The organism is Bowmanella denitrificans, assembly GCF_039522935.1.
Taxonomy (GTDB): domain Bacteria; phylum Pseudomonadota; class Gammaproteobacteria; order Enterobacterales; family Alteromonadaceae; genus Bowmanella; species Bowmanella denitrificans.
On record NZ_BAAAEI010000013.1, the window covers coordinates 15,568 to 30,483 of the forward strand.

At 49.0% G+C, this 14,916-nt stretch carries 19 protein-coding genes; 5 read left to right on the forward strand and 14 right to left on the reverse strand.

From position 1 onward, the window contains the following. Nucleotides 1-96 precede the first annotated feature (96 nt). From ABD028_RS12340 to dusA, 8 genes are all read right to left on the reverse strand, one after another. On the reverse strand, nucleotides 97-840 hold the full coding sequence (locus ABD028_RS12340; RefSeq protein ID WP_102798800.1) for a TIGR04219 family outer membrane beta-barrel protein: 744 nt from the start codon (nucleotides 838-840) through the stop codon (nucleotides 97-99). Nucleotides 841-843: 3 nt separating this feature from the next. Beyond that, nucleotides 844-1,836 carry a DUF2333 family protein gene (locus ABD028_RS12345; RefSeq protein ID WP_343845228.1) on the reverse strand — a complete coding sequence of 331 codons (993 nt, stop codon included), beginning with the start codon at nucleotides 1,834-1,836 and terminating at the stop codon, nucleotides 844-846. 23 nt (nucleotides 1,837-1,859) lie between these two features. Continuing rightward, a complete protein-coding gene (locus ABD028_RS12350; RefSeq protein WP_343845229.1) occupies nucleotides 1,860-2,306 on the reverse strand; it encodes a copper chaperone PCu(A)C in 447 nt (148 codons plus the stop codon). Nucleotides 2,307-2,400: 94 nt separating this feature from the next. Further along, on the reverse strand, nucleotides 2,401-2,736 hold the full coding sequence (locus tag ABD028_RS12355) for a hypothetical protein (protein ID WP_102798797.1): 336 nt from the start codon (nucleotides 2,734-2,736) through the stop codon (nucleotides 2,401-2,403). 11 nt (nucleotides 2,737-2,747) lie between these two features. After that, nucleotides 2,748-2,948 carry a PspC domain-containing protein gene (locus ABD028_RS12360; RefSeq protein WP_102798796.1) on the reverse strand — a complete coding sequence of 67 codons (201 nt, stop codon included), beginning with the start codon at nucleotides 2,946-2,948 and terminating at the stop codon, nucleotides 2,748-2,750. A 51-nt stretch (nucleotides 2,949-2,999) separates the two neighbouring features. Continuing rightward, entirely contained in the window at nucleotides 3,000-3,671 is a 672-nt protein-coding gene (gene pspA / locus ABD028_RS12365; protein ID WP_343845231.1) for a phage shock protein PspA, read from the reverse strand. A gap of 551 nt (nucleotides 3,672-4,222) precedes the next feature. Then, nucleotides 4,223-4,498, reverse strand: a complete 276-nt coding sequence (locus ABD028_RS12370) for a hypothetical protein (RefSeq protein ID WP_102798794.1) — start codon at nucleotides 4,496-4,498, stop codon at nucleotides 4,223-4,225. A 194-nt stretch (nucleotides 4,499-4,692) separates the two neighbouring features. Beyond that, the gene (gene dusA / locus ABD028_RS12375) at nucleotides 4,693-5,730 is read right to left on the reverse strand and encodes a tRNA dihydrouridine(20/20a) synthase DusA (protein ID WP_343845232.1); all 1,038 of its coding nucleotides are present in this window, start codon (nucleotides 5,728-5,730) and stop codon (nucleotides 4,693-4,695) included. A 165-nt stretch (nucleotides 5,731-5,895) separates the two neighbouring features. Here dusA and ABD028_RS12380 point away from each other — a divergent pair, with 165 nt between their 5' ends. From ABD028_RS12380 to ABD028_RS12395, 4 genes are all read left to right on the forward strand, one after another. Then, nucleotides 5,896-6,330, forward strand: a complete 435-nt coding sequence (locus ABD028_RS12380; RefSeq protein WP_343845234.1) for a transcriptional repressor — start codon at nucleotides 5,896-5,898, stop codon at nucleotides 6,328-6,330. A gap of 167 nt (nucleotides 6,331-6,497) precedes the next feature. Then, nucleotides 6,498-6,965: a chemotaxis protein CheX gene (locus ABD028_RS12385; RefSeq protein WP_102798791.1), complete on the forward strand. Its 468-nt coding sequence runs from the start codon at nucleotides 6,498-6,500 to the stop codon at nucleotides 6,963-6,965. Then, nucleotides 6,962-7,396 (forward strand): secondary thiamine-phosphate synthase enzyme YjbQ, encoded by a 435-nt coding sequence (locus tag ABD028_RS12390; protein ID WP_343845236.1) that lies wholly within the window; start codon nucleotides 6,962-6,964, stop codon nucleotides 7,394-7,396. Before ABD028_RS12385 ends, ABD028_RS12390 begins: the two co-directional genes overlap by 4 nt. Before the next feature lie 199 nt (nucleotides 7,397-7,595). Beyond that, a complete protein-coding gene (locus ABD028_RS12395; RefSeq protein ID WP_102798789.1) occupies nucleotides 7,596-8,642 on the forward strand; it encodes an OmpA family protein in 1,047 nt (348 codons plus the stop codon). Nucleotides 8,643-8,694: 52 nt separating this feature from the next. On the opposite strand, the gene dnaB is transcribed toward ABD028_RS12395, so the two are convergent. The 4 genes from dnaB to ABD028_RS12415 all read right to left on the reverse strand — a co-directional run bounded on the left by dnaB (nucleotide 8,695) and on the right by ABD028_RS12415 (nucleotide 12,251). Beyond that, nucleotides 8,695-10,086: a replicative DNA helicase gene (gene dnaB / locus ABD028_RS12400; protein WP_102798788.1), complete on the reverse strand. Its 1,392-nt coding sequence runs from the start codon at nucleotides 10,084-10,086 to the stop codon at nucleotides 8,695-8,697. Nucleotides 10,087-10,239: 153 nt separating this feature from the next. Beyond that, on the reverse strand, nucleotides 10,240-11,187 hold the full coding sequence (locus ABD028_RS12405) for a DUF4097 family beta strand repeat-containing protein (RefSeq protein ID WP_343845238.1): 948 nt from the start codon (nucleotides 11,185-11,187) through the stop codon (nucleotides 10,240-10,242). A gap of 10 nt (nucleotides 11,188-11,197) precedes the next feature. Further along, the gene (locus tag ABD028_RS12410) at nucleotides 11,198-11,692 is read right to left on the reverse strand and encodes a hypothetical protein (protein WP_343845239.1); all 495 of its coding nucleotides are present in this window, start codon (nucleotides 11,690-11,692) and stop codon (nucleotides 11,198-11,200) included. Continuing rightward, nucleotides 11,685-12,251 (reverse strand): RNA polymerase sigma factor, encoded by a 567-nt coding sequence (locus tag ABD028_RS12415; protein WP_425542102.1) that lies wholly within the window; start codon nucleotides 12,249-12,251, stop codon nucleotides 11,685-11,687. The genes ABD028_RS12410 and ABD028_RS12415 overlap by 8 nt, the downstream gene beginning before the upstream one ends. A gap of 224 nt (nucleotides 12,252-12,475) precedes the next feature. Here ABD028_RS12415 and ABD028_RS12420 point away from each other — a divergent pair, with 224 nt between their 5' ends. Continuing rightward, a complete protein-coding gene (locus ABD028_RS12420) occupies nucleotides 12,476-14,164 on the forward strand; it encodes an NAD-dependent malic enzyme (RefSeq protein ID WP_343845240.1) in 1,689 nt (562 codons plus the stop codon). Here the strand turns inward: ABD028_RS12420 and ABD028_RS12425 are convergent. Together ABD028_RS12425 and ABD028_RS12430 are read right to left on the reverse strand one after the other, a co-directional pair. Beyond that, nucleotides 14,161-14,568: an ACT domain-containing protein gene (locus ABD028_RS12425; RefSeq protein WP_343845241.1), complete on the reverse strand. Its 408-nt coding sequence runs from the start codon at nucleotides 14,566-14,568 to the stop codon at nucleotides 14,161-14,163. The genes ABD028_RS12420 and ABD028_RS12425 overlap by 4 nt on opposite strands. Before the next feature lie 11 nt (nucleotides 14,569-14,579). Continuing rightward, nucleotides 14,580-14,894 carry a DMT family transporter gene (locus tag ABD028_RS12430; protein WP_102798815.1) on the reverse strand — a complete coding sequence of 105 codons (315 nt, stop codon included), beginning with the start codon at nucleotides 14,892-14,894 and terminating at the stop codon, nucleotides 14,580-14,582. Between the last annotated feature and the right edge of the window lie 22 nt (nucleotides 14,895-14,916).

Consider the following 14,916-nt stretch of genomic DNA (forward strand, 5'->3'; position numbering starts at 1 on the left):
ACTGAAAGTGCTAATTTTAGATTTATCTATAAAAAATGATTAGGTTGTGATGCAGGGAGAGTTGCCTTTGCAGGTCAACTCAACCCCGCACAACACTCAGAAATGCAACTCAACCCCAGCAAAAGGACCTTTAAAATCCAGGTCGGTATAAACGTCGTCCATGTCATCCAACTCCAGCATAAACGCGCGATAGCCCAGCTGCAGCGTAAGATCTATCGCCAGGTTATCTAACAGACTGTAGGTCAGTGCGGCTTGATAGTCGTACACCTTACTGTCGTCTATGGCCAGAAAGTTACCCTGGGCTTGAAAACCGAAGCCAGTTAGTGGCATACCAATTTCCACCTTGCCATATAGCAGGGGAACGATACCCGAGAACGACTGCGCGGCATTTAAACCAGTGCTGCTGGCCGTCAACCGGCCGTCTACATCACGGCCCGTCAAGCCAAGATCCAGACTGACCAGATCATTGTCGAACACTTCGTAGTAGAAAGTATAATCGGTGCTGTCCATATCCAGTCCGGACATAACCTGGGTACCAGCACTGAAGTTCTGTCCACCAAACTGAAAACTGGAAGCCAGAGTAGTACTGCCATCAGTATCCAGGCTTTGGCGTGCAATTCTGATATTCGGGATCAGAGGAATCGGATGCTCCAGCGCAATATGGAAGGAGGACACAGTTTCATCCGAGAAGTTGAAATCTGTCACATCAGCATTGCTGGCAAAGCCGCCCTGGCTGTCAGCACGCCAGCCCTGAGCACCTACATACAACCCAAGCAGGGTGTCGGCCTGGGCCGGCAGTGCAAGAGAAAACAGGGTGAACGGCAATAATTTCTTTAGCATTAATTATCCTTGGCTAAGTAGTTCATTTAAATCAATCAGGGCCGCATCAGCCCGGGAAATATAGTTGGCCATGACGAGAGAATGGTTAGCCACCAGCCCAAAGCCACTGCCATTTAAGATCATGGGGCTCCAGACGGTTTGTTGCGTGGCTTCCAGTTCACGAATAATTTGTTGCAGACTGACCGTGGCGTTTTTCTTTTCCAGCACATCAGCAAAATCCACTTCCACCGCTTTGAGGAAATGCAGCAATGCCCAGCTAGCCCCACGTGCTTCGTAAAATACATCGTCCAGCTTCCACCAACTGGTTTTCAGGTATTGAGAGCTTCTTGACGGTGTGGATTGTTTGGCATTGGGATCGCCCGCCAAATCCGTGTTCAATCTTTCCTGGCCGACGCTGGCACTAAGCTTCTGGGATAGACTGCCCAAACGCTTTTCCGCCTGTTTCAGCCAATCGCGAAGGTTATCTGCTCTGGCATAAAATTGCGCACCATCATCGGCAGGACTGGACAGTTTATTCAGGTAACGCTCCAGAGCTTCTATCCCCTCGCCGTATTCAGACTCTGCCGGAGGTAGCAACCAATTACGGCTGTCGGTGTTGAACTTGGGTTGTGCAACCAGTAAATCCGGATTTTCCATGGACTGAGACTGAGAGCGACTCAGGTCTTTACGCATGGCCAGACTTAAATCGCGGATCATTTCCAATACGCCATATTCCCAGGCTGGCATATTGTCCATTAACACAGAAGGTGGCATCACATCATTTGACAAGTAGCCGCCAGGCTTTTCCAGTAAAGTGCGACTAACACGGATCAGGGTCGCGGTGGTGACATACCCCGGCACCAATTGCCGACCCTGCAGCTGCGCATGATTTTGAGCATTGGCTTTAACATCAAAGGTATCAGGCTCACTGCTCCAATAAACCGCGACAATATAGAAAAACAGTATCAGCAGAAATAGGGCAAGCAGTATACGTTTTGTACTTAGGTACTGTGACATGGAGGCTCCAGATATACCTTAAATTAGTGATGATGGTGGGAATGGTCTTCCACTTTTACAGCATTGCCAACTACCGCATCAACCTGCAACTCTTCACCATCGGCAAACAACAAAGTCAGAGGCACCCTTTGGCCATCCTGTAATGGAGACTTTAGACCAAACAGCATTAAATGCAGCCCGCCTGGTTGAAACGCCACCTGTTCACCGGCCGGAACGATCACGCGCTGCTGCTGTGTCATTTTCATCATACCGTCCACCATTTGATGATCATGCAGTTCAGCTTTCTGTACTAATGAGCAGCGGGCCCCCACCAGAATGCGGTCGTGTTGGCCATGATTAACTAAGGTAAAGTATCCGGCAGTATTCAGCACACCCGGAGGCAACAACCTGATGGTGGCGTTATCTACCTGCAGTTGTGCGGTAACAAAAGTAGAAGTGCTCAAAAGTAAGGCTAAAAGCAAGGAACGCATACTGAAACTCCTGTTTGAGCTATGAACATTGTCATCCTAAGGGAATTATTCAGTAAATCAGTCTCCTTGCCAATGATCTATGTGTGACAGTGCGTTACTGGGGTTGACTGGCTTTGCCATCCCGGACCAGCCAAACCACCACCAAAATACCCAATAATGCAGGCCATAGCGCCCCCAATCCGGCAATCAATAGCGCACCAAACACACAGATAAAAACAAACGCCAGGACCCCAAACAAACTGACCGCCAACATCAACCCCAGCAGTATAAAGCCTATAGCCAGAAGAACTCCGCCCACCAGCGTGATTGCAGGCGACAGTAGATCATCGTCCAGGTACAGATGCACACTGCCCCAGGAGTCTGCAACCGTGCCCAGGCAATACACCAGCAATGTGGCAATTAATATAGCGATAATAAAGTTCTTGAACATGACAAGACTCCTTACCTTGAAGGTAGCACCATCGCGGCAACGACATAGGCAATCAGCATCGCGACAGGGAAATGAAAGAAGATCACCAGGGCCGCCAGGCGGATCATCCAGGGTTGCGTGTTCCAATGCTGTGCCAAGCCAGCACAGACACCTGACAGCTTGGCGCGGATCTTATCTTTACGGATACGTTGATCGTCATACAGTGTTCTCATGATTTTCTCCTCAAACCTGGAATTGTTGTGGGAGGGCACGCTGGCCCTCCTTTACGCCACTTTCTTCTGCACTTTTTGCTTTAACTCTTCCAACTCGGCCTGCATTTTTTCGTCGGCTTCAAGCTCAGCGAACTGGGCATGCAAACCGTTTTGTGCCGCCGTGATGTCGTAAGCTTCCAGTTGGGCTTCCAACTGCTCGACACGATATTCGTAATGATCAAAACGCTGCATTACCTGTTCAACTTTCTGACTGTCGTTGCTGACTTTGACTTTTAGTCTGGCGGCAACGGATTCTTCCCGCATCATCAGTGCTTTCTGTTTAGTTCTGGCCTCAGACAGTTTTTCCTGCAGACGGGCGCTGTCTTGTTGCAGTTGCTGTAGGGCGTCGTCCGCCTGTTGCATTTCTGCGTCCAGTCCAGCAATTTGCTGTTCCAGCTTATGCTTTTCGCTTAGTGCCAATTTGGCCAGATCTTCACGTTCCTTAGTCAGGGCCAGTTCCGCTTTGCTTTGCCATTCAGAGATTTGCTGATTCAAACGGTTAATCTTACGTTGCAACTCTTTCTTGGCGGCCAGGTTACGTGCGGCAATGGCTCTCAGTTCTACCAAGGTTTCTTCCATTTCCTGCACGATAAGACGAATGACCTTTTTAGGGTCTTCGGCTTTATCCAGCAGAGCATTCAGATTGGCTTGTACTATGTCGTTCATTCTTGAAAAGACACCCATTTCAGGTTCCTCCACGCTTGTTGCCCATAATTTATGGGGGATTATCGAATTGTTCAAAATAGCTATTACAAGGCTTGTGCCAACTTCAAGAAAACACCTAACACACTGTTTTAAATGAATTATTTCTCTCATGAATAGCGTCGCGTTAGGTTTCCGAAATCTCGCAATTACACAATTTGGTCAAATTGACCACCAACATGGCATAACTAACCAACACGGAGATAGGGGTAGACATTCACGTTCAACGTTGAAGCACCAGAATCCTCAAAACGGAGGGCTGATGACAGACCCCTAAAAGGACTGAAAAGACTGAAAAGACTGAAAAGACTGAAAAGACTGAAAAGACTGAAAAGACTGAAAAGCAGGCTAGAGTGAGTTGACGTAGGTGCAAATAAAAAAGACGGTCGTACTACTTTAGCGACCGTCTTGGGGGGAAAAGCTCGGGGCTTTAATTAACTTGCGTTCAACAGCATTAAAAACCAGCGCCCCGACCAAGAATGTAATGAGTGGTAGCAGTAATAAGCTGAGTAAATGAGTCTGATCCAACATCATTATTCGGCCTGCTTGTTTTTGTCCTGCTCCACTTTCTGGCTGCGTTCAACCAATTGTACTGACTCAGCAACATCGTTTTCCTGAATCAGGTTATTTAACGCGTGGCTCACGGCTTCATTAAGGTTGCTATGCATTTCCTGGCTGGCTGTGCTCATGGCCGTGCTCAGCATATGAGAGACAAACTCCTGAAACGACACATCTGTGGTTTGTGCACTGGCTCCCATAGAGGCAGTCATAAGCAGAGCGGCGGCGGTCAATTTTACTTTGTTAAACATAATATTCTCCGGGTTGGTTCAAGTACTAAGTCGCATTAACTGACAGAATAGTTGTAGCGAGACTTGTGCCAACTCGGAGAAAACACTTAAAGCTTTGAAAAATAATGAATTAAAAGGACAGCACGGTTCGAGCATTAGTAGCAAGAAGAACGACTAGCACATTGTTTGGTCAAAGACGCAAAAGTATCGTCAAATTAGCCAACCTCAGTATTTCTCGACTTTTCGAGACTCTCTTGCCGACAAGCCAGTGCTTGCAGTAACAACTGACCATCAACAGCCTGGCTGCCATTTTCACTCAGAAAACGCCGCCAAATGCGTCCACCTGGTTGTCCTTGAAATAAACCCAGCATATGTCTGGCAATATGCCAGACTCTAGCTCCTTTGCTGACCTGTTCATTGACATAGGGAACCATGGCCCGGACGATATCTTCACGACTGAGAATGTCATGCTGGTCGGCAAAAAGTAGACGATCTGATTCAGCAAACATATAGGGGTTAGCATAGGCCTCGCGACCAATCATCACACCATCCAGATACTGCAGATGTAACTGAGCATCAACCAGGGTTTTGATTCCACCGTTAATACTCAGATGCAGATGCGGAAAATGTTGTTTAAGCAGATGTACCCTGTCATACATCAACGGTGGAATCTCACGGTTTTCTTTGGGACTCAGCCCCTGCAACCAGGCTTTTCTGGCATGAATAATAAAGGTCTCACAGCCAGCATCCGCCACCCGCCTGATAAAATCATCAAGGTGGGTATACTCGTCCATATCGTCAATGCCGATGCGACATTTTACTGTGACAGGGATATCAATGGCCTTTTGCATGGCAGTAACACAGGCAGCAACGGTGTCAGGCTCGGCCATCAGACAAGCGCCAAAGCGACCATTTTGCACACGATCAGACGGGCAACCAACATTGATGTTTACTTCATCGTAGCCACGTTGTTCAGCACGTCGGGCACATTCCGCCATATCAGTAGGGTCAGACCCTCCCAATTGTAAAGCTACGGGGTGTTCTTCTTGATTAAACCCAAGGTAGTCACCTTTACCGAACAAAATGGCACCGGTTGTCACCATCTCGGTATACAACAAAGTATGACGGGTGATCTTGCGCATAAAGTAGCGGTAGTGCCGGTCTGTCCAGTCGAGCATGGGCGCGATGGACAAGGCGCGATTAAACCTGATAGCGTCTTTACTGACTTGGCAAGGAACTGAATTTTTTATCATTTACGTCGGCTAACCATCTTCACCACAAAGCAGAACGAATATTGTATCAGTTTTTGCGTTGCCGGGCAGGCAGACACAACATGTGGAATATCCCTTATGTTATAGACTTTTAACCCAAGGTTACTGTGCTACACTAGCGCCAGTGTGCTTACCTGATGTGAACATATGAATCACCAGAAACTAGTTGAAAAAGCCAGACGATATTGTGAAGGTAAGGGTGCCCGTTTTACCTTGTTAAGGGAGAAGGTTTACGGCCTATTGCTGCAAAAGCAAGGCGCAACAGGTGCTTATGAGCTGCTTGACGAGCTGAAGGAAACAGAAAGCTCAGCGAAGCCAGCTACCGTATATCGTACCCTGGATTTCTTGCTTGAGTTTGGTTTGGTACACAGACTGGAGTCCAACAACGCTTTCGTTGCCTGCCATCATTTTGGTTGCAACCATCCGGTACAGTTTCTGATCTGCGACAGTTGTGGCGAAGTTCAGGAAATTCAGTCTGAAGGTCTGAAAGAGACCCTGGATAATCAGGCTAAGGCCTATGGCTTTAAAGTGGAATCTCAGACTATTGAGGCACACGGCACTTGTGCCAGTTGCCAAAATTGATAGAAATAGACAGAAATAACAAACTGTTAAGTTAAGGTTTAACTAGACTTAGGCTGGCCCCTTAGCCATAGTTAAATAACCAGACGTCGACGAACAGGCCGTTGGCGCAGTGAAAGTAAGAAATGCCTGGCCCAGGCAGGGTCTATAGACAAGGTTAGATATCAACCATGAATGTTGAATTTATAAATCCATTTATCTCTTCTTTAGTTAATGTGCTGGACACCATGGCGCAAACAAAACTGCAGCCAGGTAAGCCAAAGAAAAAAGGCGATGAATTGGCTATCGGTGATGTATCAGGCCTGATTGGAATGGTCGGCCCACAAGTCAAAGGCTCTTTTTCTATTTCCTTCGATGAATCATTGGCGTTGGAAATTATGCAGCGCATGTTGGGCGAAAAGCCGCCCAAAATAAATCCTGAAGTCACCGACATGGTAGGTGAAATAACCAATATGGTCACAGGTGGTGCCAAGCTCGAGCTATCCAGCAAAGGCTTTGACTTTGATATGGCCACGCCGATTGTAGTATCAGGTAAACAGCACACCATTACCCACAAGGTTGATGGCCCTAAAATTATTTTGCCTTTTACCAGCGATGCCGGAAACGCTCATCTGGAGATCTGCTTCGACAAGCTATGAGCCAATGGCATCAACAAAACATTAAGTTGCGGCCCAAACCTCGTGGCTTCCACCTTGTGACATCTGAAGTATTGGAACAACTGACCATTGTGCGGCATTGCCAGATTGGGTTGCTGCATCTGTTTATTCAGCACACCAGTGCATCGCTGACTGTTAATGAAAATGCCGACCCTACTGTCAGAGAGGACTTCGAACGCCACTTCAATCAAATGGTGCCAGAGAATGCCCCTTACTATGAGCACACATACGAAGGTGCAGACGATATGCCTGCCCATCTTAAAGCCAGTATATTGGGAACCTCGTTGAGTTTACCTATTAGCAATGGCAGGCTGGCATTAGGTACCTGGCAGGGTATTTATTTGTGTGAACATCGTAATCAGGGTGGCAGCAGAAGGTTACTGGCCACCATACAGGGTCAGTTCCAGGCATAGAAAGCCATTTCCCAAGCCCCGCTCCCTTGATACAATATACGCAGCAGCCGTTAGAGCTCGCCCATCAAAAAATCCCGCCCCCAGCAGTATCGTGGGGCAAGTTGCCAAAACAGCATGGCAATTTACCTTCAGGAATAATTAGTAACTGCTGAATTATTGATTACGCTTGTTACAGCGTACTTATCATTAAGGGACCTTTATGAAAAACAAAACCTTAGCTTCTGCACTTGTTCTTAGCTTGATTCCTGCCCTGGCTTTGGCTGATACGCCATCCGAATATGAAGGCTGGGTTGCCGGCTTTGGTGAATATTACAACGCCGACAGTGACAAGCCTCTGCCAATGGGAGGACTTGATGATGGCACTGGCTTTGGTGCCGAACTTGGCTTTAGATTTACGCCCAAGTGGGGAGCCAGAATCGAATGGTCCCACCTGAATCTGGATTCGAAGTCTGGATTGGCGGATGAATCAGGCGACAGAGTGGGTATCGATGGGTTGTACTTCTTAGACCAAAAGCAAACCTACCTGTTTGGTGGTTTTAAGCATCAAAACCTGGAAGACAACTACCGGATGATGAACTTGGGTGTGGGTCGTCACTGGGATCTGACTGAAAAGTGGAAGCTGGTTACCGAGGCCGCGGCCTATTATGACTTTGGTCAGGATTTTACTGACTATGGCCTCAAACTGGGCCTGGCTTATACTTTTGGGCATAAATCCAAACCGATGCCAGTGTCTGAACCTGAACCACAACCTTTGGCGCCGGTCACTCAAGCGCCCAAAGATTCAGATATGGACGGCGTATACGACGATAAAGACCGGTGCCCCAATACGCCAAGAATGGACAAAGTGGATAGCAACGGTTGCAGTATTTTTATGGAAGAAAAAGTGGAAACCAAACTGGATATCCTGTTTGCCAACAACAGTTATGAAGTAGGCAATCCAGATGCTGCCCAAATAGTTGAATTTGCTGAGTTTATGCGCCGTTTCCCCAACACTCAGGCCGTTATTGAAGGTCATACTTCCACACCAGGCAAAGATGACTACAACCAGACCTTGTCTGAAAATCGGGCCAAGGCTGTGCGCCGCTTGTTGATTGACCGCTACGGTATAGACGCAGGCCGTTTACAGGCTGTAGGTTATGGAGAGAGCCGCCCGCTGGATTCGGCTAATACAGCAGAAGCGCATAAGCGTAACCGCCGCATCCATGCCACTGTCAGTGCCATGGAAAAGGTTAAAGTGACCAAGTAATTCAAAATAGCCAGGGCGCCTATGGCGCCCTTTTTAATGATATCGCGACCAATCAATACTCGTCGGCAATTTCCGGGCCGGCGTAATTGTCGAAGCGGGAGAACTGCCCCTGAAAGGTCAGGCGGCAGGTTCCAATCGGACCATTCCGCTGCTTACCTATAATGATCTCAGCAATACCTTTGTACTCGCTGTTCTCGTGATAGACCTCGTCACGATAGATAAACATAATCAAGTCAGCGTCCTGCTCAATAGAGCCCGATTCCCGTAAGTCAGAGTTAACCGGGCGTTTGTCAGCCCGCTGTTCCAGGCTTCGGTTTAACTGTGAGAGCGCCACCACCGGCACTTGCAGTTCCTTGGCCAGGGCTTTTAACGACCGGGAGATCTCGGCAATCTCCAGGGTCCGGTTATCACTTAAAGAAGGCACCTGCATCAATTGCAGGTAGTCCACCATAATCAAGGCCAGACCACCGCGCTCACGCGCCAGCTTGCGCGCCCGTGTGCGCACTTCCATTGGCGTCAGACCGGATGAGTCATCCACAAACAGATTATCTTTGTCCTTAAGCATGGCCATGGTATTTGAGATTCTGGCCCAATCTTCGTCATCCAGCTGTGCGGTCCGGATACGGGTCTGGTCAACCCGGCTCAGCGAGGCCAGCATCCTCATCATAATCTGTTCAGCCGGCATTTCCAGGCTGAATACCAAGACAGGTTTTTCTTCCAGCAGCATGGCATTTTCGCACAGGTTCATGGCGAAGGTGGTTTTTCCCATTGAGGGACGCGCCGCTACGATTATCAGGTCGGATGGTTGCAAGCCACTGGTTTTTTTATCCAAATCCTTATAGCCGGTCGATACCCCGGTAACTTCCTTGTTGTTCTTAATCAGCGCTTCAAGCCGGTCAATGGTATGACTTAAGATAGTCTCTACGTTTTGCGGGCCCTCATTATTGCCGGAACGCTTTTCGGCAATCTCAAACACCTTGCTTTCCGCCAGGTCCAGCACATCGCCACTGCTGCGACCTTCCGGGTTGTACCCTGTGTCGGCAATTTCATGCGCGACTCCGATAAGCTCGCGCAGGACTGCCCTTTCCTTGATAATTTGTGCATAGGCCACCACGTTTGCGGCACTGGGAGTGTTTTTTGCCAATTCACCCAGGTATGCAAAACCGCCCACGCCCTCCAGCTCATCCTGCTGCTCCAGAACATCGGATACGGTGATCAAATCCACCGGCTGACTGTCACCTAAGAGTTTAAGAATGGTTTTATATATGGTTTGATGGGCACGATTATAAAAATCCTGCTCAATCAGAATTTCGGCTACTTTGTCCCAGCAATCCGGTGCAATAAGCATGCTGCCGATAACAGATTGTTCAGCCTCAATGGAATGAGGCGGGATTTTCAGTTTTTCGACTTTGCTGTCGCGCTCTTTGTGAGATACAACTTTCACTTGTCACCGACCGGGTTAATTACCATAAACGCTATTATGCGCGAAGAGTCTGATGGAATGAAGCCAAAGCACAGCCAATAGCCGCTATTGTATTGAAGTGCCTTGACCTGCCGGGGTTTTATTTCGCAAAAAAAAGCCCCTAAGGGGCTGTTGTTATTGACTGTCCAGCGAGATGCGTCCGCTCACTGTTGAAATCCGCACCCTGGCCGAACCATCGCCGGTGCGAAACTTCAGCCAACGACTTGGCCCATACTTGGCTTTGTCCATCTTGTCGCTGGTAAGACGATTAACAAAGTGCCCTCCGGCATGACCTTCCAGGTCAAAGCGGGCCGAGACATTGTCCTGAAATGTCAGGTCAACACCGCCACTGACCGTGCTGCCTGTCACTTCACCGCCCTCCAATAGGGTCAGCTTGATGGTGGTATCACCGCTAACAGTTTGCACCGCCAGTCGCTCCACCTTATGTAAACTGAGTTTCACATCTGAGTTCACATTTTCAACTTTTATTCTGGGTGCAGACGTACTGCCATCAATGTCGCCGTTAACGGATTCATAGCGTATTTCATCTCCTTTTGAGTCCTTATCGACAATACGACCATTCACCGTAGAGAGCTTAATGTCGCCTGTTAACCCTGCGCTGTGAATATCACCATTTACTGTCTCAATGCGGATACGCCCAGCCAGTGCATGTACCTTGACTTTGCCATTAACTGACGACAATTCCGTGCCACCCAAAATATTCTCTGCACTCAGGTCGGCATTGACGGTTTCATAATTAACCAGGCTGGCCACCGGCACAAATATCTGTAAGTCGTCGCCGTCGTCATTACTCCAATCATTTCGGCTATTACGTGGCATCTTTACTTTCACGATGATTTCATTGCCGTCCCGTTCGAAAATCAGCTTCTCTGCGCGATCATCCAATTCGCCGGTCACTTTAACCTGATGCTTGTCCCAGCCCTTGATCACGGCTTTGCCGGTAATGTGTTCAATGCTGATACGACCATCGGCCCTGGCATCCAAGCTTAAATCGACTTTCTCACCCGCCAGACAAAGTTGGCTGAGTAATGACAATCCTGCTGCAAATAAAAATTTGTTCATATGTGACATCCTATATTTTCTGCCATGCGGGGGCGTGCACCCGTTCAATTAAATCAATTTGTTGCTGGTAGACCTGCTGTAGCATTTTCAGCAGGGCCGGATTATTGGGGTCTTCTTTTAGCGCTTGTTTAATAGCTAGTGCCGCAGCGTCCAATTCATCCACTTGTTGCTGCCAGTTATCTGTCAGCGCAGGCTGCCCGCTGAACGATGCCAGCAAGGCTTGCTTCTGTTGCTGATGCTGCTGGCTTAACACCTGCGCCAACTGAGCTGAATCGGATAAACCAGGTAACTGCGTCAAACCTAACCAGCCCAGCAGACCAACAGTGGCAACGGCCGCCGCCATTCCCCAATAAGGCTTTGCTTTGCTGGAAGTGACAACAGGTTCCGCCGCCTGACTATTCAATGCATGCTCTATCCCCGGCCACAGGTCGCGCCTGGGCTGGATCTCGTTAGGTAGACTGGCCAGGGCATTCTGCAACTGCTGCTCAAACTCTTTATTACTCATAACCCATCCACTCCGACAATAGCTGTTTGGCACGATGAAACTGCGCTTTGCTTGAGCCCACGGCCATGTCCAGCATCTGTGCAATTTCCTCATGGCGATAACCTTCAATGGCATGTAGAACAAACACCATGCGAGCCCTTTGTGGCAGACGCCGCACATAACTGTCCAGATCCACCTCGGCTGCCGACGCTTCTGCACTCTCATACATGGCTGCGCTGTCCTCAAGATTGAACATTCTGTGCCACCAGCCGCGCTGTTTGCGCATATATGACACACAGACATTTGAGGTAACAGAATGCAGCCAGGTGCTGAATTTGCTGTCGCCGCGATAGTTGTCCAGTTTGCGCCAAAGCTGAATAAAGACCTCCTGAGTAACGTCCTCAGCCAGTGCTCTGTCAGCGGTCAGCCGATAACATAAGGCGTACACCTGACCAAGATACTGCTGATACAAAGTCTGATAAGCCTGACGATCCCCCTGTTTGACAGCGTCCACCAGGCTGTGCAACCCACGCTCGGCAAATTGTTCCTTTGCTTCGATAAGCTGTCCCTGAGTTTGCAATGCACTACCACCATTATTGTTTTCTTATTGGTTATGTCGCAGGGTAAATGACAGAGGTTTAAAGCCCCAGAAAAATATTTTCCCAATAACAAACTGCAAGGCGCTGCTGACCTTATCTTTCCATTCCGGCAATCAAACTGGTCTTACTGGAAATCCCGCACAGGATAGGGGATGATCCAGGAATTACTCAAAGACTGGCTGCGCCAGTATGCAGGATTGGTTTGATGACATCTAAAAAACGCCCTTTATACATTCCCCACGCCGGCCCTTCCCTGCTGGAAACGCCGCTACTCAATAAAGGCAGCGCCTTCAGTGCTGAAGAACGCAAAGCCTTCAACCTGAACGGCTTGTTGCCACCGCGCTACGAAAGTATCGAAGAGCAGGTCAGCCGCGCTTACATGCAGTATTCCAGCTTTGACACGCCGCTGAACAAGCATATTTATCTGCGCGCCATTCAGGACAACAATGAAACACTGTTTTACCGGCTGCTTGCTGACCATTTGGAAGAAATGATGCCCATCATCTATACCCCAACGGTTGGTGACGCTTGTGAGCAGTTTTCAGATATTTACCGCAGTTCCCGCGGCCTGTTTATCTCCTATGCTGAACGCCAGCATATGGACGATATTCTGCATAATGCCACCAAGCGCAAAGTGAAAGTCATTGTGGTGACCGATGGTGAACGAATTCTTGGTTTAGGCGATCAAGGCATCGGCGGTATGGGTATTCCGATTGGCAAGCTGTCTTTGTACACCGCCTGTGGCGGTATCAGCCCGGCCTATACCTTGCCAGTGATGCTGGATGTAGGCACCAACAACGAAAAATTGCTGGCCGATCCTATGTATATGGGGGCCCGTCACAAACGTATCAGTCAGGAAGAGTATGACGCTTTTGTTGAGGACTTTATTCGCGCTGTGCAGCGCCGCTGGCCGGATGCCATGATCCAGTTTGAGGATTTCGCTCAGCAAAATGCCATGCCTCTGCTGAATCGCTACCGCAATGAAGTGTGCTGTTTCAACGATGATATCCAGGGCACGGCAGCCGTGACGGTGGGCACGCTGTTGGCCGCTTGTCGCACCAAAGGTGCCAAATTGTCAGAGCAGAAAGTGGTATTTGTCGGCGCAGGCTCAGCCGGTTGCGGGATTGCTGAACAGGTAATTCAGCAAATGTGTGCCGAAGGCATTTCTGATGCCCAGGCCAGAAGCCAGATCTTTATGATTGATCGCTACGGCCTGCTTACCGATGGTATGCAAGGGTTGCGGGATTTCCAACAGGCGTTATGCCAATCCCAAGACAATATCGCTGAGTGGAATTTCAGTGGCGAATTCGCTTCGCTGCTGGACGTGATGCACTGTGCAAAGCCCGATATTCTAATCGGTGTGTCCGGTCAGGCCGGGCTGTTTACCGAGCAAGTTATCCGGGCCATGAAGCAGGGCTGTCAGTTGCCCATTATTTTCCCATTGAGTAATCCATCCAGACAAGTGGAAGCCCGTCCGGAACAGGTTATTGAGTGGACAGATGGCGAAGTAATCATCGCCACTGGCAGTCCGTTCACTCCTGTGACATACAAGGGTAAGACCTTCCCGATTACCCAGTGCAACAACAGCTATATTTTCCCTGGTATTGGCCTGGGTGTGCTGGCAACCAAAGCACGGCACATTTCTGATGAAATGCTGATGGCCGCCAGTACCACATTGGCCGAAGCTTCGCCACTGGCCAATAAAGGCAAAGGGGCGTTATTACCCCCCTTAACAGAACTAGCTCAGCTTAGTAAAGATATCGCCTTTGCCGTCGGCAAGGTTGCCCAGCAACAAGGCCTGGCACTGGAAATGTCAGATGAAATGTTGCTGAGCAAAATTGAAGCTAACTTCTGGACGCCCACTTACCGGCAATATCGCCGCACCAGTATCTAACTAACTACCTGGCCCTGGTGACTCAAGTTAACCAGGGCCGCTAACGCTTCCTCCGCTCGCCCGGCCGGTACAAATAGATGGTCATGATAAAACGCTGAGACTGGATTCACTCCCATATTCAGGCTGGCTAACTCCGCGGTAATGCGGGCCAGAAAACCTACAGCATCAAGAGATGAATGCACGTTCAGGGTAATCATGCGGCAGGGAAACTCATACGCCAATCCCAATTGCATGGCCTGCTGCTCAGTTAAAATGGCGCTCCAGCCTTCCACTTCTTCGAACAACATTTTTACCCCCACAGGTATGGCCTGGTCTGGGGGGAGAGTAGCAAATACATAACAGGGTGCATGTAGCACCGGTTGCATCGTGCATATTAGTTGCTGCAAATTGGTAATCGCCTGCATAAGCCCCTCCACTAGTGGCTGATTTTCATCAATAGAATACCGCTGGCCAGCAGCAGCAACGCAAGTAATTTAGTGCCGTTCAGGCTCTCTCCCAAGCATAAAATACCCACCAGAGAAGCCCCTAGCACACCGATTCCGGTCCATACGGCGTAGCCCACACTTAAAGGCAGCGTTCGCAGCGCCATAGCCAAGAGGCCCAGACTGAGAATCATGGCCACAACGGCAATAATTAATGATTTTGGCTCAGACAAGCCTTTGGATTGCTTAAGGGCGACAGCCCAGACTACTTCTAACACACCAGCGGCAAACAGTATCAACCATGCCATCAGAGTTTCCTCCACAATGGCA

Coding starts and splice junctions, on each gene's coding strand:
- ABD028_RS12340 (WP_102798800.1), bottom strand. CDS start 840: ATGCTAAAGAAATTATTGCCGTTCACCCTGTTTTCTCTTGCACTGCCG.
- ABD028_RS12345 (WP_343845228.1), bottom strand. CDS start 1,836: ATGTCACAGTACCTAAGTACAAAACGTATACTGCTTGCCCTATTTCTG.
- ABD028_RS12350 (WP_343845229.1), bottom strand. CDS start 2,306: ATGCGTTCCTTGCTTTTAGCCTTACTTTTGAGCACTTCTACTTTTGTT.
- ABD028_RS12355 (WP_102798797.1), bottom strand. CDS start 2,736: ATGTTCAAGAACTTTATTATCGCTATATTAATTGCCACATTGCTGGTG.
- ABD028_RS12360 (WP_102798796.1), bottom strand. CDS start 2,948: ATGAGAACACTGTATGACGATCAACGTATCCGTAAAGATAAGATCCGC.
- pspA (WP_343845231.1), bottom strand. CDS start 3,671: ATGGGTGTCTTTTCAAGAATGAACGACATAGTACAAGCCAATCTGAAT.
- ABD028_RS12370 (WP_102798794.1), bottom strand. CDS start 4,498: ATGTTTAACAAAGTAAAATTGACCGCCGCCGCTCTGCTTATGACTGCC.
- dusA (WP_343845232.1), bottom strand. CDS start 5,730: ATGATAAAAAATTCAGTTCCTTGCCAAGTCAGTAAAGACGCTATCAGG.
- ABD028_RS12380 (WP_343845234.1), top strand. CDS start 5,896: ATGAATCACCAGAAACTAGTTGAAAAAGCCAGACGATATTGTGAAGGT.
- ABD028_RS12385 (WP_102798791.1), top strand. CDS start 6,498: ATGAATGTTGAATTTATAAATCCATTTATCTCTTCTTTAGTTAATGTG.
- ABD028_RS12390 (WP_343845236.1), top strand. CDS start 6,962: ATGAGCCAATGGCATCAACAAAACATTAAGTTGCGGCCCAAACCTCGT.
- ABD028_RS12395 (WP_102798789.1), top strand. CDS start 7,596: ATGAAAAACAAAACCTTAGCTTCTGCACTTGTTCTTAGCTTGATTCCT.
- ABD028_RS12405 (WP_343845238.1), bottom strand. CDS start 11,187: ATGAACAAATTTTTATTTGCAGCAGGATTGTCATTACTCAGCCAACTT.
- ABD028_RS12410 (WP_343845239.1), bottom strand. CDS start 11,692: ATGAGTAATAAAGAGTTTGAGCAGCAGTTGCAGAATGCCCTGGCCAGT.
- ABD028_RS12420 (WP_343845240.1), top strand. CDS start 12,476: ATGACATCTAAAAAACGCCCTTTATACATTCCCCACGCCGGCCCTTCC.
- ABD028_RS12425 (WP_343845241.1), bottom strand. CDS start 14,568: ATGCAGGCGATTACCAATTTGCAGCAACTAATATGCACGATGCAACCG.
- ABD028_RS12430 (WP_102798815.1), bottom strand. CDS start 14,894: ATGGCATGGTTGATACTGTTTGCCGCTGGTGTGTTAGAAGTAGTCTGG.